Origin of the sequence: Acinetobacter nematophilus, from assembly GCF_026344175.1 — a bacterium.
GTDB classification, from domain to species: Bacteria; Pseudomonadota; Gammaproteobacteria; order Pseudomonadales; family Moraxellaceae; genus Acinetobacter; species Acinetobacter nematophilus.
In genome coordinates, this window is record NZ_JAPKMY010000004.1 from 39,186 (window position 1) to 60,614 (window position 21,429).

The 21,429-nt window shown below is 37.0% G+C and carries 23 protein-coding genes; 10 read left to right on the forward strand and 13 right to left on the reverse strand.

All coding sequences use genetic code 11. The features are described from left to right. Positions 1–101: 101 nt before the first annotated feature. A complete protein-coding gene (gene surE / locus OSH00_RS09310) occupies positions 102–887 on the reverse strand; it encodes a 5'/3'-nucleotidase SurE (protein ID WP_266130185.1) in 786 nt (261 codons plus the stop codon). Between the two features lie 410 nt (positions 888–1,297). On the opposite strand from surE, the gene OSH00_RS09315 reads away from it, so the two are divergent. The 4 genes from OSH00_RS09315 (at position 1,298) to OSH00_RS09330 (ending at position 4,202) form a co-directional block, all read left to right on the forward strand. After that, positions 1,298–1,663 (forward strand): MCR_0457 family protein, encoded by a 366-nt coding sequence (locus tag OSH00_RS09315; RefSeq protein WP_266130186.1) that lies wholly within the window; start codon positions 1,298–1,300, stop codon positions 1,661–1,663. Between the two features lie 177 nt (positions 1,664–1,840). Next, positions 1,841–2,242 (forward strand): MCR_0457 family protein, encoded by a 402-nt coding sequence (locus OSH00_RS09320; RefSeq protein ID WP_266130187.1) that lies wholly within the window; start codon positions 1,841–1,843, stop codon positions 2,240–2,242. Positions 2,243–2,376: 134 nt separating this feature from the next. Beyond that, the gene (dacC, locus tag OSH00_RS09325; RefSeq protein WP_004831225.1) at positions 2,377–3,525 is read left to right on the forward strand and encodes a D-alanyl-D-alanine carboxypeptidase PBP5/6; all 1,149 of its coding nucleotides are present in this window, start codon (positions 2,377–2,379) and stop codon (positions 3,523–3,525) included. 134 nt (positions 3,526–3,659) lie between these two features. Beyond that, the gene (locus OSH00_RS09330; RefSeq protein WP_266130188.1) at positions 3,660–4,202 is read left to right on the forward strand and encodes a gamma carbonic anhydrase family protein; all 543 of its coding nucleotides are present in this window, start codon (positions 3,660–3,662) and stop codon (positions 4,200–4,202) included. Between the two features lie 279 nt (positions 4,203–4,481). Here the strand turns inward: OSH00_RS09330 and OSH00_RS09335 are convergent, their stop codons facing one another. The 4 genes from OSH00_RS09335 to OSH00_RS09350 all read right to left on the reverse strand — a co-directional run bounded on the left by OSH00_RS09335 (position 4,482) and on the right by OSH00_RS09350 (position 7,273). Continuing rightward, positions 4,482–4,676 (reverse strand): hypothetical protein, encoded by a 195-nt coding sequence (locus OSH00_RS09335; protein ID WP_196077329.1) that lies wholly within the window; start codon positions 4,674–4,676, stop codon positions 4,482–4,484. A gap of 288 nt (positions 4,677–4,964) precedes the next feature. Then, entirely contained in the window at positions 4,965–5,447 is a 483-nt protein-coding gene (locus OSH00_RS09340) for a hypothetical protein (RefSeq protein ID WP_196077330.1), read from the reverse strand. An 11-nt stretch (positions 5,448–5,458) separates the two neighbouring features. After that, the gene (locus tag OSH00_RS09345) at positions 5,459–6,505 is read right to left on the reverse strand and encodes a linear amide C-N hydrolase (RefSeq protein WP_266130189.1); all 1,047 of its coding nucleotides are present in this window, start codon (positions 6,503–6,505) and stop codon (positions 5,459–5,461) included. Positions 6,506–6,517: 12 nt separating this feature from the next. After that, positions 6,518–7,273 carry a hypothetical protein gene (locus tag OSH00_RS09350; RefSeq protein ID WP_266130190.1) on the reverse strand — a complete coding sequence of 252 codons (756 nt, stop codon included), beginning with the start codon at positions 7,271–7,273 and terminating at the stop codon, positions 6,518–6,520. A 451-nt stretch (positions 7,274–7,724) separates the two neighbouring features. On the opposite strand from OSH00_RS09350, the gene OSH00_RS09355 reads away from it, so the two are divergent. The 5 genes from OSH00_RS09355 to OSH00_RS09375 all read left to right on the forward strand — a co-directional run bounded on the left by OSH00_RS09355 (position 7,725) and on the right by OSH00_RS09375 (position 12,347). Then, entirely contained in the window at positions 7,725–8,210 is a 486-nt protein-coding gene (locus OSH00_RS09355; protein ID WP_266130191.1) for an NUDIX hydrolase, read from the forward strand. Between the two features lie 4 nt (positions 8,211–8,214). Continuing rightward, positions 8,215–9,354, forward strand: a complete 1,140-nt coding sequence (mnmA, locus tag OSH00_RS09360; RefSeq protein WP_266130192.1) for a tRNA 2-thiouridine(34) synthase MnmA — start codon at positions 8,215–8,217, stop codon at positions 9,352–9,354. Between the two features lie 27 nt (positions 9,355–9,381). After that, positions 9,382–10,113, forward strand: coding sequence for a high frequency lysogenization protein HflD (gene hflD, locus OSH00_RS09365; RefSeq protein ID WP_196075817.1), 732 nt, complete (start codon positions 9,382–9,384; stop codon positions 10,111–10,113). A gap of 120 nt (positions 10,114–10,233) precedes the next feature. Beyond that, positions 10,234–11,622 (forward strand): adenylosuccinate lyase, encoded by a 1,389-nt coding sequence (purB, locus tag OSH00_RS09370; RefSeq protein ID WP_266130193.1) that lies wholly within the window; start codon positions 10,234–10,236, stop codon positions 11,620–11,622. Between the two features lie 101 nt (positions 11,623–11,723). Further along, a complete protein-coding gene (locus tag OSH00_RS09375) occupies positions 11,724–12,347 on the forward strand; it encodes a DUF2238 domain-containing protein (RefSeq protein ID WP_266130194.1) in 624 nt (207 codons plus the stop codon). A gap of 65 nt (positions 12,348–12,412) precedes the next feature. On the opposite strand, the gene OSH00_RS09380 is transcribed toward OSH00_RS09375, so the two are convergent. Then, positions 12,413–12,790, reverse strand: a complete 378-nt coding sequence (locus OSH00_RS09380; protein WP_196075814.1) for a winged helix-turn-helix transcriptional regulator — start codon at positions 12,788–12,790, stop codon at positions 12,413–12,415. Positions 12,791–12,916: 126 nt separating this feature from the next. Here OSH00_RS09380 and OSH00_RS09385 point away from each other — a divergent pair, with 126 nt between their 5' ends. Then, positions 12,917–13,768 (forward strand): SDR family oxidoreductase, encoded by an 852-nt coding sequence (locus OSH00_RS09385; RefSeq protein WP_266130195.1) that lies wholly within the window; start codon positions 12,917–12,919, stop codon positions 13,766–13,768. A gap of 53 nt (positions 13,769–13,821) precedes the next feature. On the opposite strand, the gene OSH00_RS09390 is transcribed toward OSH00_RS09385, so the two are convergent. The 7 genes from OSH00_RS09390 to OSH00_RS09420 all read right to left on the reverse strand — a co-directional run bounded on the left by OSH00_RS09390 (position 13,822) and on the right by OSH00_RS09420 (position 21,329). Then, positions 13,822–14,502: a hypothetical protein gene (locus OSH00_RS09390; protein WP_266130196.1), complete on the reverse strand. Its 681-nt coding sequence runs from the start codon at positions 14,500–14,502 to the stop codon at positions 13,822–13,824. A gap of 13 nt (positions 14,503–14,515) precedes the next feature. Next, the gene (locus OSH00_RS09395; protein WP_266130197.1) at positions 14,516–15,250 is read right to left on the reverse strand and encodes an MFS transporter; all 735 of its coding nucleotides are present in this window, start codon (positions 15,248–15,250) and stop codon (positions 14,516–14,518) included. A gap of 138 nt (positions 15,251–15,388) precedes the next feature. Next, positions 15,389–15,844 (reverse strand): hypothetical protein, encoded by a 456-nt coding sequence (locus tag OSH00_RS09400; RefSeq protein WP_266130198.1) that lies wholly within the window; start codon positions 15,842–15,844, stop codon positions 15,389–15,391. Between the two features lie 194 nt (positions 15,845–16,038). After that, the gene (locus OSH00_RS09405) at positions 16,039–17,496 is read right to left on the reverse strand and encodes a glyceraldehyde-3-phosphate dehydrogenase (RefSeq protein WP_005029703.1); all 1,458 of its coding nucleotides are present in this window, start codon (positions 17,494–17,496) and stop codon (positions 16,039–16,041) included. 353 nt (positions 17,497–17,849) lie between these two features. Beyond that, positions 17,850–19,550 (reverse strand): PIN domain-containing protein, encoded by a 1,701-nt coding sequence (locus OSH00_RS09410; protein WP_266130199.1) that lies wholly within the window; start codon positions 19,548–19,550, stop codon positions 17,850–17,852. A 118-nt stretch (positions 19,551–19,668) separates the two neighbouring features. Continuing rightward, the gene (rarD, locus tag OSH00_RS09415; protein ID WP_266130200.1) at positions 19,669–20,598 is read right to left on the reverse strand and encodes an EamA family transporter RarD; all 930 of its coding nucleotides are present in this window, start codon (positions 20,596–20,598) and stop codon (positions 19,669–19,671) included. Positions 20,599–20,738: 140 nt separating this feature from the next. Then, positions 20,739–21,329 carry a lipocalin family protein gene (locus tag OSH00_RS09420; protein WP_266130201.1) on the reverse strand — a complete coding sequence of 197 codons (591 nt, stop codon included), beginning with the start codon at positions 21,327–21,329 and terminating at the stop codon, positions 20,739–20,741. Between the last annotated feature and the right edge of the window lie 100 nt (positions 21,330–21,429).

Below are 21,429 nucleotides of genomic sequence, written 5' to 3' on the forward strand. Positions count from 1 at the left end.
TTCCCTCTCTACAATCTTCAATTTAAAAATATTTGCTTAAGATTAGCAAAAAACACACTTATTTCACTGTTTCGCAGTGCTTTTTCACAAACTTATAACACTCATACATCAAAATGACTATGTGAGAGCTGCGATTGTAAAGTTTCTAAGATCCCATAGTTGGTAGCATCCATTTGAATCGGTGTAATACTGACAAATCCATTGGCGATTGCAAAAAAATCTGACTGAATATGCTGTAAGTTCTTTTTAGGATCTGTAACAGCCTCGCCTGCCAACCCAATCCAATACACTTGACGGCCTCGTGGATCAACCTGACTGGTGATTGGTTTTGATTGTATGCGTCGCCCTTGATAAGTAATCTGAGCACCCTGAATTTCAGCGACATCCGGAATATTAATATTTAAAATATGTCGTGGCGGAAGTTGTGGCAGTCCTTGCGAAATAAATGCATAGACCCATTGAGCAGCCTGTGCATAATCATCAGGACTTTCATAAGCCCGAACATTGCTACCCGCCAATGAAACTGCGATTGCAGGCAAGGTCATCAAACGTCCCTCAAATGCAGCACCTACCGTTCCAGAATAAAGTACATCATCTCCTAGATTCGCTCCACTGTTAATACCGCTGACCACCAAATCAAATTCAAAATCAAATAAACCATTCATTGATAAATAAACACAATCAGCAGGAGTGCCATTGACTGCCCACATATCTGGAGCAACTTGGATCGGACGTAATGGTCGATCTAAGGTTAAAGCGCTAGAAAAACCGCTACGTTCACTTTCAGGTGCAACAATTATAACACGTCCTAGCGGTCTCAATGCTTTTGCTAAAGCTTGGATACCCGGTGCAAATACACCATCATCATTGGCAATTAAAATATTCACTCAAAAATTTCTCTTAATAACAGTATCGATTCATGATCTCTTTATATAGCAGTGTTTCAATACATTTTAAACCATACACAGAATTGTATAACATTCTATGCTTATCACTTAAAGTCTGGGTTCCAGCAAATCTGTTGTTAAAAAGATACTTATTGATCACGTCATTTAAAACTCTCACCTCGCTTAATTCATTGCTCGATCAGCTCCATATAGCAATATTAAGTCTCAGCACGTTCAGGTCATCCATTTATCCAACTAAATCGTCTCAAGGTTATCTTAATATCATTGAACGAATTACCACTCAATTTCACATAAATTATGTCATGACTGTTGAGTAATTTAATACAAATTTATTCAATAATTATATATAGTTACTTACTCAATTTTAAATTAAATTTGTGACTAAAAAGATGATTACACGTTCTCTTACTCGTACAATTTCTATTGCATTCATCACACTTTGTACACATACTGCATTTGCAGAAGGCTTAACCACCCAAGAAGCGGATCTCTTGGCTAAAGAAGATATTGCAGCGACACAGGTACTTGCTGAAGTCTGCCCTTCACTTATTGGCAACAATCCTGCATTTCAAAACAAGATCAATGCTTTGACCCAGACATTATTAAAAGATTTATCCAAAACAACGACTTTAGACCAACTTAAACAAGATGCTGAATATCAATCCGTTTTTAAAGAAGCACAAGCAAATGCTAAAGAAGTTGATCAAGTAGAACATCAAGCCGTCTGTAATGATGTACTTGAACTTAAACACTAAAAATAAAGATAAGCACAAGAAGAGATGTTAAAAGAATTTTTTGACATCTCTGTAAAAATATTATTGAGCTAAAAGTTCAAATAAATCTACAACATCAATACATTTTATCTATATTTTTGACTATTTTTACGTTTACTCTATGCCACTTGTTAAGAGAAATAATTGATTAGGTCCATCATGCGTATGACTTTAAAAATGCTTACATTAAGCCTTGTTTCAGCCAGTGGTTTATTCATGACCCATGCTTTTGCAGCAACTAAAGACGCAGCTTCGCATGAACAGAATATTGAAGTTACACAACAACAGGTCTCCAAAGAAGAACTTGCTGCGATCTATGTACTGTCTGATATCTGTCCTAGTTTGATTAAAACAGATGCTACATTTGATAAAGGTTTCAATCATTTATTGAAAGACTACATGCCAAATGAAAAAAACCCGAAAGACGCCTTAAAAACATTAGCCAAACAAAAGGATTTTCAACGTGCTTTAAAAGAAGCCAAAGCTGATGCCAAGAAAGCTGGAGACACCGAAAATACAGCAATTTGTAATGATATTAGTCACTACCGTTCACAAACATGATGCAATTTATTAGACAAATAATGAAATAGTTACAATAAGTAAGAAATAAGCCGACTTTCTGTATAGAAGTCGGCTTTGCTTTGTCCTAAAATGCTAGCCTGTTTGTGCTCATATAACGATTGGAACGACCTAGAATGACCCCAAAAAGCGCCATTGCTGCATTATTACTTTTACCTTCATTTTCTTATGCAGCAACCGTCTTAACTACTCCGCCAGAATTAAATAATAAATCTTACGTCTTAATGGACTATGAGACAGGTCAAATTCTTGCTTCGAAGAATGAAAATGAAAAACTAGCACCTGCTTCAATGACTAAAATGATGACCAGCTATATCATTGAACAAAAACTTCTCAAAGGCGAACTGACTGAAAATGAAAAGGTTCGCATGAATGAGTCAGCTTGGTGTCGAGGTAGTAGCACTGAATCCTGTATGTATGTCCCGCTCAATGGTACGGCAACAGTTTTAGAAATGTTGCGTGGCATTATTATCCAATCGGGTAACGATGCTTCTAAAGCGATGGCTGAACACATTTCTGGCAACGAAGGTTCATTTGCTTATGTCATGAATCAAGAAGCTAAACGTGTCGGCATGACCAATACTCACTTCATCAATGCGACAGGCATGCCTGCGGATGGCCATTATTCTACTGCAAAAGATATGGCTGTTTTAGCAAAACATATCATTCACGACAGCTCAAAATACTACCCAATTTATTCTGAAAAAGAATTTACCTTTAATGGAATCAAACAAGGTAACCGTAATGCATTACTTTATACCGATCCAAGTGTTGATGGTTTAAAAACCGGTCATACCAATGAAGCAGGTTTCTGTTTAACAACTTCTTCTAAACGTGGTCCAATGCGTTTGATTTCTGTGATTTTTGGTGCTCCATCTATGAATGAGCGTGCCAATCAAACACGTTCACTACTTTCTTGGGGTTATTCAAACTTTGAAACCGTGAGTGTTCACCCTGCAAACCAAGTTCTTGCCAAAGCTAAAGTTTATTTTGGTAAAGAAAATGATGTTCAAATCGGTTTAGCTGAGAACTTCAACGTGACCATGCCGAAAGGTCAGGCAAATGCCATCAAGACACAAGTCACCGTTCAGCCAAACTTGAATGCACCATTAAAACAAGGTCAGGTTGTTGGTAAACTTACAGCGACACTGGATGGTAAAGTCATTGCTGAAAAACCTTTGGTAGCATTAAAAGCAGTTGAAGAAGCAGGTTTCTTCTCTCGTTTGATCGATCACATCAAAATGTTTTTTAGCAATTTATTCTGATTTATTGATGAAGGTCTAATCCGATTGCATTGGTTAGACTAAAGCACAGGCATCCAAATCGAAGATTAGGATGCCTTTTTATTTTATACTGTGACCACAGTTTTTGATTTTTAAGCTTTGATCAGGACGCCAACATGAAAAAGAATATTCGTACATATATGCAGCATCATCCTAAAATTGATTCGACCTGTTACATTGATGATTTATCTATTGTGATCGGTGAAGTTACTTTAGCGGAAAATGTTTCAGTATGGCCTTTTGCTGTGATTCGTGCTGATGTCAATAGCATTAAAATTGGTCGAAATTCAAATGTTCAAGATCACTGTATGCTTCATGTCAGCCACAAAAATGATGCAAAACCCAATGGTTCACCATTGATCATTGGTGAAGATGTAACCATTGGTCATCATGTTACCTTACATGGTTGTCAGATTGGCAACCGGGTGCTGGTCGGTATTAATAGTATTGTATTGGACGATGTAATCGTCGAAGATGATGTAATGATTGGTGCAGGCTCATTGGTTCCCCCCCGTAAGCGTTTGGAGAGCGGCTATTTATATGTGGGCAGTCCAGTGCAAAAAGTCCGCCCTTTAACCGACAAAGAAAAAGAATTTTTACCTTATTCTGCAAGACATTATGTGAAAGTGGCAAACAATTATATTGATGAATCCAATTAAAACTTGATCAAAACTTATGCTTTATCAAAATAATGAGATTTTTGATAAAGCAAAACTCACGATGCAATTGAGTGTCTATGATTTCTATGGATGTCTAATTTAGAACATATCCATCAAAATAAAAAATATATTCTTAATTGATGAATGATCACAGTGATGCCAAGCTGAATATACATAATCTCGAGTTTCTGAACTGTTCTTTAAGTGTTTGAGAGCACTTGGCTAAAGCGTCCATCCAGAACCTCAATTGCCGGTCAAAAATCATTTAAAGACTGAGAATTAAAAAATCACTAAGATAGAAGTGTTTTTTGAAACAGAATCATATTGCTCAGCCGTGACTTCAATTTGTTCAAGAAAGAAATCATCCCATATCTGATTTTCAGATAAATGAATGCCTACATCTTTAAAAATTTCGTCCATATCCCTTAAAGCGCTTGGTTTTATAAAAAGTGGGTTCTTTAAAAAGCTGGTCATGGCTTGGGTTTGTACCTGTAGAATACCTTCTTTTTTGCTCTAGCTATGACTTCCACTTGATCTGAAAATACTTCAACCTCCAACTGAACAAGCCAATAGCTCAGATATTTCGTTTATTCGAAAACAGGAAATTATTGTATATGAGTATGATAAAAGAGTATAACAATCTAATTTTCAATATTATTTTAGCTTAAAACAGCAAGAAAATTTATGAATACCATGATAAATAGGCTTTAATTTCACCATCAACAAGTGAAATTAAAGCCCCATTTAATCGATATAAAGTGCTTATTCATTCACTTTGTAGTATTTGCTTAACTCTTCAAACACAGGTGCTTTGACATTATCTTTAACGATATAACGTTTAATTACCCCCTGATCTGTATGAATTTCCATAAAGACATTTTCAGAGCCTCTAAAATCAACCATCATATTCACAGGAACTAAAACACTGTTCCTTGAACGATTTGCCTTAAATGCGAAATCTATCTCTGTTGGTCCAATGACATTAAATGAATGACTTTTCATCCCATCACTAAATACAACTTTTTCGATATTATATTTAGTATATGCACTGTTTAGACTCAGTTTGACTTTTAGAATGTCTTTATGTGCTTCGTTCCATGCCACTGTCACAATCGGGCAAATTTCACTTGGCTGGCAGATTAATAAGCCTTGAGTACCCACATTTGAATTCGCATTATTAGGATTTGAAGCACATCCTGCGATAAGCAATGCACTCAAAGGAATGTACCAAAGTTTCTTCATCATGTTTTTATATCCTATTGGATGCCCAGAAATTGGAATGGTTGAGCGACCTTAAAAGAAGAATTAGCCTTACCTGCATACACTTTCGCTTGGTCAGCACCCAAGTCAAGCTTTCTGGTTTGACCATCTTTAAAATCAATCTCCTTTAAGTCTACCCAAAAAACATTCGGTGATACAGCAGATTCAAAGAAATATAGTCCTCGTTTATGATCAAAAACGGTTCGCCATCGTGTCGATGAAATATTCGGTTCCTCCTCAGTATTGAGTCCGAAAGGTACTGATGTATTACGTATCACACTAAATACGCTGGCGAGTGAATGTTCAGGTGAGGCATTTTTAGGAATTGCATTGATATAAAACGATGCTCTTGCAAAACGATCTGCGGCACGATTTGTTCCGGGCAACATTGTAGTTCCACCAATCTTTTTCCAGTAAGTATTCAAAGCAAGCTGTTGATCAAAGGTTGGAGAGTTTGTCATCACTTGATATTTTTGACCATGATGAATGATTTGCTTACCGCCAATATACTCAATAATGGCACTGTCTCCTGTCGAATCAGAAATAGATAAATGCAGGGTTGCCAAACGTTTCTCTCCCGGCACTTGATCTGTGACAATCATGAATGGTTCTTTTTCCAAAGCTTGTATAGCCTCATTAACTGTTGCGTAGTTATCCAAGACATACTGCGCCCAAAGCGAAATACTGAGTGGTGGTTTTTTACTGTTTTTTACATCTGGATATTCGGACTCCACCAACCACAGTAAATTTGCCATCAAGCCTTTTTCATTGACTCCATCAGTCGTAGAAATATCATAGCCTGTCGCCACAACACTGCCATATTTCGATGTCCACTGAATAGACTTTGGTCCTGCCATGCCTGTACGTTTAACATTATTCGGTAAAATCCATAGATTGGTTCCAACATCAGTTTTCCAATCCATCGAACGTGCTGTCATTACGTCATTATTACCAAGATATACAACACGCGTACAGGCAGTTGCTATCTCCGCAGCGACTAAAAGTCCGGCTGCAAACAATACTTTTTTCATTGCCTTATTCATGATTAAACCCTCTTAGAAAATTGGTAGATTGATCCCTATCACAGGACCTTGCTGACGAACATCCCAGTGAAAATTATTCGATTTATGATATTGTTCGAAGTAACGATAGCCTGCACGCAGATTGAGCTTTCGACGAAAGGCAGGAATTCGATAACCCAGATATGCATGTGCAACAGTGGTATTTTCAGTACCCAATGTAAATTCTGCTGCAAGATTCCAAGGTGAATCAAAATTATATTTAAAGCGTGATCCCCAAAAAAACTCAGTCAACTTTGCATCTGCTGCCAATGTCTGGTTAAACACCCCCAGAGTGGCTTCTGCTTGAGTTCGATGTAAGCCAACGGTAGGTTCCACAATAAACTTTGTTTGTTGCTGCAAGGTTATTTCTGGTGAAACATAAGCTTGGTAATAAACCCCATAACTGCTTTGATTGAGCTTGGTACTCAATGCGAAAGGTATATTGATTGCAGTTTTTTCTTGAGATGTTTTGACATACTGGTGATCTGCATAAAGCCCCCATTTTCCTTTACTCAAATCCACATGACCCATAAAGGATTGATCAAGCGCCTTCACAGTTTCTTTAAATGGCTGATCGATATCGTATTTCACCTTGCCTTTTTGAATACTCCCATCGACATCCGCAGCAAATACATAGAGATTAAGATTAAGTTTTGCAGGTCCTTGAAAGGTATCTGAGAAAGCCTCTGCGAATGTTGCTTGATTTAAAAGCAAACTGATGAGAAAAAATAAAGATTTGTTTGTTTTCATCAAGGCCCTCTTTATCGCTATTTTTTATCATGTGTTTTAATAAGGATTGCGCTTAAATATGGACCTTAATCACATAAAAAATCAAGGGGATTAAGCATTAAAAAGTAAATAACCAAACAAAATGAATTAATTTATGATACCAAAAAAAATAAATTTATTTTTAAATCAATATATTAACATAATGAAAATATTATAAAAAATATTTTGATTGCTGAAATATAAAAAAATGAAATAACTTTTTTATTAATTTTTAAAGTGAATTTTAAAGCAAACCGCGCTTTTGACGATATGCGATCTACAGTTGATCTCACAGCTTATATTGAAATTAGCCATACATTGTAAATTAGCTTGAATGATGCCTTTTATGTCCTTGTTTAAAGAAAAAGCCTTGAACATAGCCACCAAGCTCAAAATTTTGTAGAATAATGCTTTATCTCCCATGGTGCTGATTATGAGCTCTTGGTCTCCACATGTAACTGTCGCAACTGTTGTTGAAAAAGATGGAAAATTTCTGTTTGTAGAAGAACAGACAGAAGGGGTTAGCCATACTGTTTTCAATCAGCCTGCTGGGCATGTTGAGTGCAATGAAACCATTATTCAAGCTGCCATACGCGAAACAATGGAAGAAACAGGATATGTGATTGAAGTTGATTGCTTACTTGGAATCTATACCTACACTCCGCCCATGTTTCCAGATCGTACTTATTTTAGATTTTGCTTCTTAGCCCATGTCACAGAATACTTTCCTGATGCTGAACTCGATACAGGAATTATTGGTCCACAATGGATGACGCTTGAAGAATTACTTGATTCTGCACGTGCAAGAAGCCCGCTTGTGATTAAAGCTGTACAAGACGCGCTATCTGGGCAAAAATATCCTCTTTCGCTCATCTATGAGCACCAAAACTCTCCTTTAATTTCAAATTTGGATGCCTAATCCTATGCAACAACGTGTCATCGTCGGTATGTCTGGTGGTGTAGATTCATCTGTTTCTGCTGCACTTTTACTTCAACAAGGATATCAAGTTGAAGGTCTTTTCATGAAAAACTGGGAAGAAGATGATGGTACGGAATACTGCACAGCCATGGAAGATCTTGCTGATGCACAAGCAGTTTGTGACAAAATTGGAATCAAATTACATACTGCCAACTTTGCCATGGAATATTGGGATCGTGTTTTTGAGCACTTCCTAGCAGAATATGCTGCTGGTCGTACACCTAATCCAGATATTTTGTGTAATAAAGAAATTAAATTTCGTGCTTTTTTGGACCATGCCATCAGTTTAGGTGCTGATTTTATTGCAACTGGACATTATTGCCGTCGGGGTGCAACTGCAACCAACGCTAAAGGTGATCAATATGCACCTTTGTTGCGTGGTCTAGACAACAACAAGGATCAAACCTATTTCTTGCATGCGGTTCATGGACGTGAAATCAATAAAACATTGTTTCCTGTGGGTGAGATTGAAAAACCTCAGGTTCGTAAAATTGCAGAAGAACTCGGTTTAGCAACTGCAAAGAAAAAGGATTCAACAGGTATTTGTTTCATCGGTGAACGACGTTTTAATGACTTTCTAAAACAATATTTGCCTGCACAACCCGGAAAAATTGTCTTAGATTCAGGAAAAGAGGTTGGTGATCATCACGGCTTAATGTACTATACGCTCGGTCAACGTGGTGGTATTGGTCTTGGTGGACTTAAAGGTGCTGAAGAAGGCGCTTGGTTTGTTCTGCATAAAGACCTCGAAGGCAATCGTTTGGTGGTTGGTCAAGGTCATGAACATCCATTGATGCAAAGTACCGTTTTATGGTCTGAAGCGATTGACTGGGTTGCAGGCGAGCAAGATATTCCTGAATCAGGTTTCCGATGCACGGCTAAAACTCGTTACCGCCAACCTGATCAAGCATGTACAATCTATAAAGACAGCAATACATCGAATGGTGTACGTGTCGAATTTGATGAACCACAACGTGCCGTTACACCGGGACAAAGTGTTGTTTTTTATGTAGATGAAGTGTGTTTAGGCGGTGGGGTGATTCATCATACCAATGCACCTAAACCTAACTTTATTGAGTCATGATTAAACATTATTTAAAGGAATTTAGGCATGGTTGAGTTGCCCTTTCAACAGCCTCAGACTTTGAATCAACGCCAAAATCGCGCTTTGGCGTTAGCAGCTGTGTTTCAAGCAACGCAGCTGACCCATATGACGGCTATGACGGGTCGTCAAAGCATCGGGGAAAGTGGCAATTTTTATTTTGAACAATTGATTAAAGCCAGTCTCAATATACGTCCTTCCGATAATCAGTCCGGTCAAACCCTGGATTTTTTTAATCAATTGGCTGATATCTCTCTAGGATTAAAGGCGCTGGAAAGTAGCATCACACAACCCTTTTCCACCTCCCCAAAATCCAGAATTCCCAAGTTAGCCAATGCAAAGCTTCCAATGTCATATGCAATGTCATTGTTAGCATTAGAAAAAAAAGTCTACAGTAATCCGAAATTTGTTGAAATTATTCATCAATCACAACAAAAAATTTTAAAGCAGTTGTCTTTTTTCGACAACAACTACTTACATCCGAGTATTCTTGCTAACTTAGCCCAAGCATATGTTGACACTGCTGGTCAAATTAATCCGAGAATTCTAGTGCGTGGCAATGCAGAAGCATTTAAAGATACTGCACATACCAATCGTATCCGCGCGAGCTTATTTACAGGTTTACAGATGGCTCACCTATGGCGTCAATTAGGTGGCAGCTCATGGAACATGATCTTTAGCAAACGTAAACTTCTTCAAGATATTCAGGATCTTGCTCGATTACAATATCAGGTTGTGTAATTTGATATTGATCGAGTTTCAGTTTTACACGAGGTCATGCTGATATTTTACAGATGGTTTTAACATTGAGTATTTGTGAAATATCAACATGACCTATATTCCAAAGTTTAAGGAATCTTTATGAACGCTTTAACCGCACTTTCTCCATTAGATGGACGCTATGCAAGTAAATGTGATGCTTTGCGCCCTTACCTCTCTGAGTTTGGTTTAATCCATGCACGTGTGACTGTTGAAGTGCGTTGGTTACAAGCGCTTGCAAACCGCCCTGAAATCACTGAAGTGCCTGCTTTCTCAACTGAAACAAACCATGCTTTAGACGCAATTGTGGCTCAGTTTTCTGAACAAGATGCAAACCGCATTAAAGAAATCGAGCGTACCACCAACCATGATGTAAAAGCTGTTGAATACTTCCTGAAAGAAAAAATTGCACATATTGACGAACTTAAAAATGCGGGCGAGTTCATTCACTTTGCTTGCACATCAGAAGACATCAATAACCTTTCTCATGCGTTAATGCTAAAAAATGGTCGTGATGTTTTAGTGGCTTCAATGCAACAAATTGTTGATTCAATTGTAGATTTAGCTGAGAAACACGCTGAGCAACCAATGTTATCACGTACACATGGTCAAACAGCCAGCCCAACAACCCTGGGTAAAGAAATGGCGAATGTGGCATATCGTTTAGCACGTCAAATCAAACAATTTAATCAAGTTGAATTGCTCGGTAAAATTAACGGTGCGGTGGGTAACTATAATGCACATTACTCTGCTTACCCAGAAATCAACTGGCCTGCACATTCGCAAGCTTTTGTTGAATCTTTAGGCTTGACATTCAACCCATACACAACCCAAATCGAACCTCACGATTATATTGCTGAATTATTTGATGCCTTACGCCGCTTCAACACAATCTTGATCGACTTTAACCGTGACGTATGGGGTTATATTTCACTCGGTTTCTTCAAACAACGTTTGAAAGAAGGTGAAGTTGGCTCTTCGACAATGCCACATAAAGTCAATCCAATCGATTTTGAAAACTCTGAAGGTAACTTAGGGATTGCAAATGCAGTCTTGGCACATTTAGGTGAAAAACTACCTATTTCGCGTTGGCAACGTGACCTTACTGACTCTACAGTACTGCGTAACATGGGTGTTGGCTTGGCACAAAGCTTAATCGCATATGAAGCATGTTTAAAAGGTATCGGTAAACTCGAACTAAATGCTGCACGTTTGCTTGAAGATCTTGATCATGCCCAAGAAGTTTTGGCTGAACCAATTCAAACGGTAATGCGTCGTTATGCAGTTGAAAAACCTTATGAAAAACTCAAAGCATTGACTCGTGGTCAAGCCATGACGCGTGATATGATGGTCAACTTTGTCAATGGAACTGAGCTTGAAGCTGTACCCGCAGCTGACCGCGCACGCTTGGCTGAAATGACACCAGCAAGCTATACAGGGAACGCTGCTGATCAGGCCAAACAAATTAAAGAACTCATTGAAAAAATCTAAGATTTATAATCGTTTTCAGTAATAAAAATGCGAAGCCAATGCTTCGCATTTTTTTGCATTTTGATTACAATGCGCAGTAATAATTTATAGAAAACAGCATAATGATTTATCATCAATTCACAAAAAAACATTGGCTTGTACTTGCCGCTCTAGCCATTGCGATTATTTTAGCAAGTATCAATCCTTTGGAATATCCGTCCTATATGCTGCATCAGATTGGTACGGTGCTGATGTTGATTGTTTTATTCTTCTGCCTAAAGAAAATCGGACTGAGTTTTTCATCATTTCTACTGTATATTTTATTCCTGATCATCCATGTTATAGCAGCACATTATCTGTACTCTTATGTACCGTATAATGATTGGTCAATCAAATATTTACATTTTGATCTCAATCAAGCCATGGGATGGTCACGCAATATGTTTGATCGTTTTGTACATTTTTTTTATGGCTTGTTTCTCTATCCATTTTTCTATCGACTTTTCCAGGTTTGGCTACCGAGTTTAAAACCAAAAGTTTTATTTATACTGGTGATCCAGTTCGTCATGGCGACCAGTTTATTCTACGAGTGGATTGAATGGTGGCTGGCAATTGGTTTATCCCCGGAAGAAGCGGAAAACTATAATGGGCAGCAAGGAGACGTATGGGATGCACATAAAGACATGTTTTTAGCGACAATCGGTGCAATGATTACTGGATTGCTAAGTCTAAAAACCAACAGGTAAAATAACATCACTTTCAGACTGCACATATTCACCAAATAAAAACAGTTTGGTGAATATCAGTTCATCTAAGATTTATTCAAATTTTCTTTATTTGCCAAAATATCTGGTAGGCTTCTTTCGATCCACCCAATCACATAACTTATTTTTTCGGCAGCTTGTGCACCCAAAATCGTCAATTGATACTCAACCTTTGGCGGAACTTCAGGATAGACCGTACGTAAAATAAATCCATCTTGCTCCAATACCCGTAAGGTTTGTGCCAGCATTTTTTCGCTGATGCCTTCAATACGATTGCGTAATTCACTAAATCGCTGCACACCGTCACTCAAACACCGCAAGACTAACACAGACCACTTACTGGTTAAATGTTCCAATATTTCTCTAGATGGACATTCACTGGATAAAACTTGACCCATTAAATGACTCGAAGCATAAATGCTCATAAATTTTCTCCATACAGTAATTAGCTTACTTTTCGGTACGTACTTACATTTGGTAAGTTTAATCTCTATGATAATAGCATCAAGTTTAAAAAACATCCAATCCAAATCAATCAAAAGGTGAACTTTATGAAAATTGCAATTACTGGCGCGACTGGTCAACTTGGGCAATTGGTCATCCAAAGCTTGGTAAAACTCACCCCAGCAAAAAATATTGTGGCTTTAGTCCGAAACTTAGATAAAGCACAATCAATTCAGCAACACGGTATAGAACTTCGCCAATTTGACTATGACCAACCACAAACATTGGTCCCCGCTTTACAGGGTATTGATAAACTATTACTTATTTCAGCCAATGAAATTGGACGCCGTACCCCACAGCATAAAGCTGTAATCGATGCAGCAGTGACCGCCAATGTCCCTTATATTGCCTATACCAGTTTACTCAATGCAACACAGAACCCATTGGGTTTAGCACAGGAACACCGAGAAACTGAAGCGCTCATTTTAGCAAGTGGCTTGAGTTATACGCTGCTACGAAATAATTGGTATAACGAAAACTACCTAGCAAATGTGCAACATAGCGCGGAAACAGGCATACTTTATGGAAGCGCTGAAGATGGCAAGATCAGTTCAGCATCTCGACTAGATTATGCCGAAGCAGCAGCCATAGTGCTGAGTTCATCAGGTCATGAAAACAAAATCTATGAACTGGCTGGCTCAACCAGTTTTACACTTGCCGACTTGGCATCTTATATTGGGCAAGCGTCAGGTAAATCTGTCCAATACCAAAATATCAGTGCCGATGACTATACCCATGCACTGACTACGGCTGGCTTAGCAAGTGAATTAGTCAGTGTGATTGTCGATGCTGATGTCCAAACTGCACATGGTGCTATGTTCAGCGATCGTCCAGATTTAGAACAACTGATTGGTCGTAAAACGATTGATATCCAGACTCAAATAAATGCATTGTTTTAAGACTAAGATGTTGAGTTTAAATCAGCATCAATTTAAATTGATGCTGATTTATTTTAGGGATGAATATTCCGTATAGGTAAATCAATATTCATCTCAAGATCCGCTAGAGACTGTCTTTCGGTGTTGTACATGGTTGCATCAAATGTGGCAATTTTTCGCATCGTCATTGGATCATTGATATTGAGTGTAGGTTTTAAGCGATGTTTCACATAGAGATGAATCATCTCATTAAACGCCAAGTAAACAGGACCATCAAATATAATTTTGATTGGCACCTGATAGTGGCGCTTGATGTTAAAAGGCACCGAAAGCTTAATCGGAATATCCAGTTTTAAAGGAAACTGCGGTAAAAGTTTATTCTGATAAACCAAATCAGTGGTTGTTTCTAAGGGCATCAATGTTTCGATTTGGATGTGGGTCGAATAGTCCAGATCAACCTCGATCGGCGTAGTAACCTCAAAACTTAAATTGGCTAAATATTTGCCATTTAAAGGTAAAGTCAATTCCCGATCGACATCTAAGGTTGTATCTAATGCCCCTTTTGCATGGGTTTCCAAATAGTTACCGACATGAATTTTGGTTGGTAATGATTCAGACAATTGGATTTGTGCTTTTTGGGCAGAAACTTGCATAGAAGTTTGAATATTTAAATATAACCAAACACAAACTGCGATAGCAAAGACAACCATTAAAAAACTGAATATTGCTGTTTTAAATGATTTAAATATCCACATACTGATTATCAACCTAATTCAATGCGTCAGATGGTGTAACTTGTGATGATGTTTGCCCTGACTCACGACGTGACAACTTAATGCTATCTAAAGGTATTTTTAACTGCCCTTTTTCAATTTTCACAGGTAAGGTATTTTGCACATCAACCGTTGCTTGCAAGGCTGATTTGATCGGCACATTGAGATGACCTTGTATCGGAATATTGGTTTTGAGCGTTGCGTCTAATGGAATATGCAAATTTTCTTTAAGTAAAACTTTGACAGGCGCATCAAATTTCAAATGAATGTTTTGTTTCAAAGGAACTTGTAAATTAATTGGTACATCCATCTTAACAGGAATGGTTCCTTTTAAGGGTAAGCTAATATCTTTACCTAGAACAGTGACCTTAACTTTGGTATCAATCGGCATTTCTTGATTGATTTTTATCACTTCATTGACAGGAATGTTGGTTTCGATTGGGACCTGATTATCAAAATAAACATGCGGTGTTAAAGTCTGGGCAATGGGCAGATTTAATTTTTCATGGATTGGAATCTGAGCATTCACCTTTCCCTTTACATCAACATTTAGGGCATCATGAATTTGTACTTTGGCCTGTAGCGGTTCTTTTAAGTCGATACGGACGGCTTGATTTTCAAGTGGAATATAAATACTAAAATGTTTAAATACCCAAATAGCAATCATGACTCCACACAGTGTGGCGACACAGATAAAGGCGATTCCTGCCATAATTTGCTTCAACTGCAAAATCCATTCCTTAATTTTTTATCTAATAATTAGAAGTTATTTTAAATATTTATGTGAATAAATATGCTTTTTTATGTATAAAAGTCGAAGAATTTTGTTTAATTAATAAACAAATGATATTTCATCGCTCCATTATTTCTAAAAATCACTTAACCAATAGCACTGCACAATTGCTGTATGATTTTTATAATCAACACTTACATCAGCTTTTTGATGATTTTGTTTAAATTTGAGTTTTTTAAATTTCTTTTTAGCCCATTCTGAACTGAGATCAAAATATAAATATTCATTGTATTGTTGTGCTGGACGTCCAAAACTGAATTCAATTTTTAAAATCGGAATACTGGCATAAGTGACTTTTTTGAGTTTATAAGTGGTTGATTCATAAGCCGACTTCTCCACATATTGGGTATCGATGGTATAATCCTCAAGTGGCGCAATCAGTTCTGTATTCTCATCATGAAAATCATACTGCTGCCGGATTGCACAATTTTTCTCAAAGCGATCTTTCAATACAGGACGCAGTTCCAAGGATTTGGCACTTATGCCACCTGATAACAATAACATCATGCTCAAGAATAGCTTTTTTTTCATGTTCTTTTTCCATCCACAAACGAGTTAATGTTTATAAAATAGATAGACTATTATTCATTTGATCTTTCTTAGGTTTCTTAATTAACTATTTTAGTGAAGTTGTAATGTTCACTTGAATTTAATCATATATCAACATTTTCGAAAATAAAAAAAAGGAGCTTCATCTAAAGCTCCTTCTTATTAAATATTACAAATTATGCATTTGTTTCAGCAGGTGCTTTCGGATAGCTTACACCACACATTTGTTCCGCAATACGTAATACTTGGCAGCTATAACCCACTTCATTATCGTACCAAACATATGCTGTTAAACGGTTACCTGATGTAATTGTCGCTTGTGCATCAAATACACCCGCTGTACGAGAACCGATAAAGTCAGAAGATACAACTTCAGTTGAATTCGTATAACCAATTTGACCTTGAAGGCTTGAATTGATCGAGATTTGACGAATATATTCGTTTACTTCTTCACGATCTACTTCTTTCTCAAGTGTTAAGTTAAGAATAGCGAGTGAAACGTTTGGTGTAGGCACACGAACTGAATTACCTGTCAACTTACCTTGTAACTGAGGTAGAGCTTTAGCAACAGCTTTCGCAGCACCAGTTTCAGTAATAACCATGTTCAAAGTTGCAGCACGACCACGACGATCTGCTTTATGGTAGTTATCAATCAAGTTCTGGTCATTTGTGAATGAGTGAACTGTTTCAACATGACCATTGATCACTTTGTATTTGTCTTCTAAGACTTTCAAGACAGGTGTAATCGCATTGGTTGTACAGCTTGCTGCTGAAATGATTTTATCTGAATCGATAATGTCATTTTGGTTCACACCAAATACAACGTTTTTCATATCACCTTTACCCGGTGCAGTAAGTACAACACGACCTACGCCTGGGCATTTAAGATGTTGTGATAAACCATCGATATCACGCCATTTACCTGTGTTGTCAATCACAAGTGCATTATCAATACCATAAGCTGTGTAATCTACTTCAGCAGGGCTAGAAGCATAGATCACTTTAATGAAATTACCATTGGCAATAATTGCTTCATTTTCTTCATCTACAGAAATTGTGCCTGCAAATGGGCCATGAATTGAGTCACGGCGTAACAATGAAGCACGCTTTTCTAAATCACCATCAGATGATTTACGTACGACGATTGCTTTCAGGCTTAAACCACGACCAAGACCAGACTGGCTGATGATCAAACGCGCTAGAATACGACCAATACGACCAAAACCGTAAAGCACAACATCTTTCGGTTCCACTTGTGCTGGACGACCTTCTAAAGAGCGAACAGCCTGAGCAACAAATGCATCAACATCGCCACCCTTTTCTTTGTATTCAACAGCTAGTTTACCTAAATCAACTTCAGCTGAACCAATATTATCCAACTTTGCTAAAGCTTCTAAAATAGGAAAGGTATGTACAACTGAAAGTTCAACATCCATCATACGAGTACGACGGTGAGCTTTAAGAATTTGAATTACAGAACGGTTCACTAAAGAACGACCGTAAACAGAAGTCACAATATTTTTTTCACGGTATAATTGACCGATTAATGCAATCATACGTTCCGCGATTTCTTCACGGTTTTTCCAGCGACCTTGGTGCTCTGCATGTAGGGCGATGATAGTGTCTTTGCTCACAGATACGTCCTCTATTTATGTATATCTAGACATGGATTTTTAAACCCCACAATTGTAATGGAATTCTCATTTAGTTGAAATCAATTCATGATAGATTTTTATAATATTTTGTCATGCTAGATATTTTTATAAAAATTAAATACTGATATTTAAACCATAATTTATCTTTCTTTATTTATAGGTTTATAACACAGTGTTACATGCATTTCATGACACGAATAAAAAACATCCAGCCCCTGCTTTTAAACGTGGTTAAACTCAGCTTTAATTGCATTTATCATTGAACGCTGGTGGGTCAAAAACCTATCTTCACATCGATCATGATGTTTTTATAGTCACTGTTCAATATAAGATTAATCTAAATAAATAGATGCATGAAAAGCTTCAAAATCAAAATCTGCTAGATTCTCAGGAATTTTCATTAAAAAAGGGAAACGAATAATCCCATTGTCCCCTGAAGGAAAAGCATAATGTCGTTCAAGTTCACTTAAGGAAGTTATACTTTCAAACTCAATAAAAACACTGTATTTCGATAAGCCTTTTGGAACACTCAACACATCTAAATATGTCTGTTTTTTAATTATCATTGCGGCATGTTTAGCTTGTTGAATATCTTTTTCAACTTTTCCACCTTTGACAATTTTCTTCAGCAAAGAGCCGTTCACTTGATTCTGTTCATGTTTCAACTGTTGGATATAGAGTTTTAATTCGTTATAGTCTTTGACTTGATCCGACATAATCTCTTGAAGCTTTTTTAAAGGTTGTTGTGATCGTTCATGCATGACTTGCCATTCCTGTTTACTCATAGGAACAAAGATTTCGTCCTTGCGCTTCTCCAAAAGTTTTAAATATGCCAGTAAACGGTATTCAAATATCTGTACATGCGCATTAAAAAATAATGCAGGTTGCTCTTTAAAATCACGATAATGCGATAAAATCTCTGAGAAAATGCGATGAACACTCATAAATAAATATTCAAACTCTTCAAGATGAGATAAATCATTTTTTACGGCATTTCTTAATGGCATCAACAGATTTGCAATCAACATTTGCTCGATTGTTTTTACATGATTCTGGGCAACAAAATCACTGTTTTTACCTCCCATCCCAAACGGCTGCATTAGGAATGGCAATAGCTTGGTTTCAGTAAAACTTTCAAATTCTTGTACAATCTCTATCACATCGCGATGAACTTGATGTTGGATTGTAACCATTTTTTGTACCAATTGATCTGTTTGCAAGCGATATGCATTTTCGCCAATCTGTTTTGGATCAATCACCAACCCTGTTAGATAAATTTGATTGTTATATTCAATATGTTCTTCAAATAAAAATCGACGTATAGAATAGGGGTTTTGCTCAAAGTGTTGTATTGGCGCAATCAAATAAATAAATTCTGAAGTTTTCACAATATCGAATTTACGAATTTTCTGCTCACTAACAATAAAATATTTAAAAAAAGGATGATTAAATAGAGTTGATGATTTCGTGAGTATGGGTTTAAACCAGTATCCCAATAATTGTTGCTTGATAAACACTTCAACAATAAAACATTTGATTTGCTTGATGGTTAAATCACGTACATTTGGATAAATTCGCATATTGAGATGTCGTACCAACTTCGCCACATCTTGCAAAAAAACTCGGCGTATCAACAACTTTTCACGTTGTAAGCCAAGATGATCATCTACTGGAATTAAATCAATTTGATGTAAAGTATTTTCAAGGTAATCTGCAATTTGTACACAATCAGTAATTTGTTCTAACCAATGAAGTGAGTTACTTAATTTATTGGCAATCGAACGCATGCGCTCATTGTCTAAACGATGCTTCAACGATTCCAATGAGTTTGTAATTTTAAATTCAAAGGTATTTTCAGTTCGATTCCATTGTATCTCTTTAGGTTTCAAGATTTGACGATCAATTTCCTCGCGTACTTCCATATTCGCTTCATCAAAAATTTGGTATAAAACCCTTTCCCAGTTCAAATCAGTACTCGGCTCAAGTTGCAAAAGGGTTGCTCGTATTTGATAGGGAATCATTGTTATATTCATAATCGATCAATATTCTTTTCTTTTTAAGCATACTTAAAAGCATTAATATTGAGACATATTTAACACTTATTTTAATTTAAGTTCAATAATTATCCTTTTTATATTTTAATAATGCCTATTAATGCTTTCTTTTATCAAATTCCCTAATATTCAGTTCCAAATTCTTCCGCTTGTTTCCTTGTTGATAAATATGCCAAGTGCCTTCAAGAACTAAAACACCTACAGCGCACCAAATCGGGATATAAGTCAACCATTCATCTGCTGAAATAGATTCACCTAAAGCCAATGAAGCTAAAGCCAATAAAACGGGCTCTAAATAACTCAGTAAACCAAACAGTACCATAGGCAAATAACGACTAGCTAAAATATAACTACCTAGACCAATCGCACTGAATGCACCTAGCCCTGTAACCACCAAAAATAAATCGGGTGTTTCAATAAACTGTCCATAAGCATTTACCCCCATTTGGGTAAAATAGATAGCAACAGGTATGCAAATCAGAATATCCCACCAAAATCCGCCAAGATTATCCGTTTTGATTGCTTTTCGAATCAGAAAATAGAGTGAATACCCCAAGGCAACACAGATAGTTTCCCATGCGATACTGCCTAAACGCCATAACTCATGCCCCACCCCCATAACAGCGAAAGCCACGGCGACCATTTGGAATTTTGATAGTTTTTCTTTGTAAAAAATACTTCCAGCGAGAACCAAGACCAAAGGCAAAAGAAAATACCCCAATGAAACTTGTAATCCTCGCCCATTCATTGGCCCCCACAGAAACAACCAAAGTTGAAAACAGGTCAACGCAGAAGTGATGATCAGTAGGATGAATAATGAAGGTTGCTTCACCATACGTTGGTAAATATTTTTCACGTAGGCAAAATCACCACTGAAAAACATAAATACAGTGAGGAAAGGTAAAGTTGCAATGATTCTCCAACCAAATGTTTGTTGGCTATCTAAATCGCCCAATAATTTGGTATAAAAATACAATACCCCAAAAGTGACAGATGCCAATATAGACAATACTACGCCCTTAAACATCTATCGCCCCTCAAAAAACTCAAACAAATCGTTTAATAATATCACTTTTTCATTTCAAAATTATTGTGAATATTACAATATTTTCTCAATACAGGATTTAAACAAGCATATATCAACCGACAGGTTGTCAGCTTATGGAATTATTGTGAAGCATTCTGCTTGGTTCGAATAATATCTTTTAAATTAAAGCCAACTGTTTGTGCATAGCGCAGAAATTCAGTTACTTTTGTTTCATCAGGGTGTGGATCACGTGACAATAACCATAAATATTTCCGTTTAGGCTCACCGACCAGAGCCATTTGATATTCTGGATCAATTTTGAGCACCCAATAGTCCCCTCTTCCCACAGGCATCCAGCGAATTGCCTCAGGAATAAAGCTGACTTTAAACTTAGAGTTAAACGGTTCATTACTGATAAAAGCTTCGCCGAGTGCGCGCAATTCTTCTCCATTCTCATCAATACAGCGATTATCTACTGCAACATTGCCATATTCATTGACCGTATAACGTGCCGTGACATCAGACTTACAGGCTTTCTGAAAATACATAGGCTTACGTGCAATTTCATACCATAACCCAAGATACTGGCCCAGCTCTAATTTTGGAACAGCTGCCAATGTCGAATAATCGGCATACACCTTAGGGCACAAAAAAGTAGCAGAAATAATACTGAACCCAATGATAGTTTTTTTTAGCGCATATGATTTGGGTAATATTTTGAATAATTGCACTTTATACCCTCGATCGTGGATTTTTACTCTTTATTATAAAATAATCAGAAACGTAAACTTAGATTGTAGCTTTATGTATCCTTTGCTCGTGTTAAAGCAA

Coding starts and splice junctions, on each gene's coding strand:
- OSH00_RS09315 (WP_266130186.1), top strand. CDS start 1,298: ATGATTACACGTTCTCTTACTCGTACAATTTCTATTGCATTCATCACA.
- OSH00_RS09320 (WP_266130187.1), top strand. CDS start 1,841: ATGCGTATGACTTTAAAAATGCTTACATTAAGCCTTGTTTCAGCCAGT.
- dacC (WP_004831225.1), top strand. CDS start 2,377: ATGACCCCAAAAAGCGCCATTGCTGCATTATTACTTTTACCTTCATTT.
- OSH00_RS09330 (WP_266130188.1), top strand. CDS start 3,660: ATGAAAAAGAATATTCGTACATATATGCAGCATCATCCTAAAATTGAT.
- OSH00_RS09335 (WP_196077329.1), bottom strand. CDS start 4,676: ATGACCAGCTTTTTAAAGAACCCACTTTTTATAAAACCAAGCGCTTTA.
- OSH00_RS09340 (WP_196077330.1), bottom strand. CDS start 5,447: ATGATGAAGAAACTTTGGTACATTCCTTTGAGTGCATTGCTTATCGCA.
- OSH00_RS09345 (WP_266130189.1), bottom strand. CDS start 6,505: ATGAATAAGGCAATGAAAAAAGTATTGTTTGCAGCCGGACTTTTAGTC.
- OSH00_RS09350 (WP_266130190.1), bottom strand. CDS start 7,273: ATGAAAACAAACAAATCTTTATTTTTTCTCATCAGTTTGCTTTTAAAT.
- OSH00_RS09355 (WP_266130191.1), top strand. CDS start 7,725: ATGAGCTCTTGGTCTCCACATGTAACTGTCGCAACTGTTGTTGAAAAA.
- mnmA (WP_266130192.1), top strand. CDS start 8,215: ATGCAACAACGTGTCATCGTCGGTATGTCTGGTGGTGTAGATTCATCT.
- hflD (WP_196075817.1), top strand. CDS start 9,382: ATGGTTGAGTTGCCCTTTCAACAGCCTCAGACTTTGAATCAACGCCAA.
- purB (WP_266130193.1), top strand. CDS start 10,234: ATGAACGCTTTAACCGCACTTTCTCCATTAGATGGACGCTATGCAAGT.
- OSH00_RS09375 (WP_266130194.1), top strand. CDS start 11,724: ATGATTTATCATCAATTCACAAAAAAACATTGGCTTGTACTTGCCGCT.
- OSH00_RS09380 (WP_196075814.1), bottom strand. CDS start 12,790: ATGAGCATTTATGCTTCGAGTCATTTAATGGGTCAAGTTTTATCCAGT.
- OSH00_RS09385 (WP_266130195.1), top strand. CDS start 12,917: ATGAAAATTGCAATTACTGGCGCGACTGGTCAACTTGGGCAATTGGTC.
- OSH00_RS09390 (WP_266130196.1), bottom strand. CDS start 14,502: ATGTGGATATTTAAATCATTTAAAACAGCAATATTCAGTTTTTTAATG.
- OSH00_RS09400 (WP_266130198.1), bottom strand. CDS start 15,844: ATGAAAAAAAAGCTATTCTTGAGCATGATGTTATTGTTATCAGGTGGC.
- OSH00_RS09410 (WP_266130199.1), bottom strand. CDS start 19,550: ATGAATATAACAATGATTCCCTATCAAATACGAGCAACCCTTTTGCAA.
- rarD (WP_266130200.1), bottom strand. CDS start 20,598: ATGTTTAAGGGCGTAGTATTGTCTATATTGGCATCTGTCACTTTTGGG.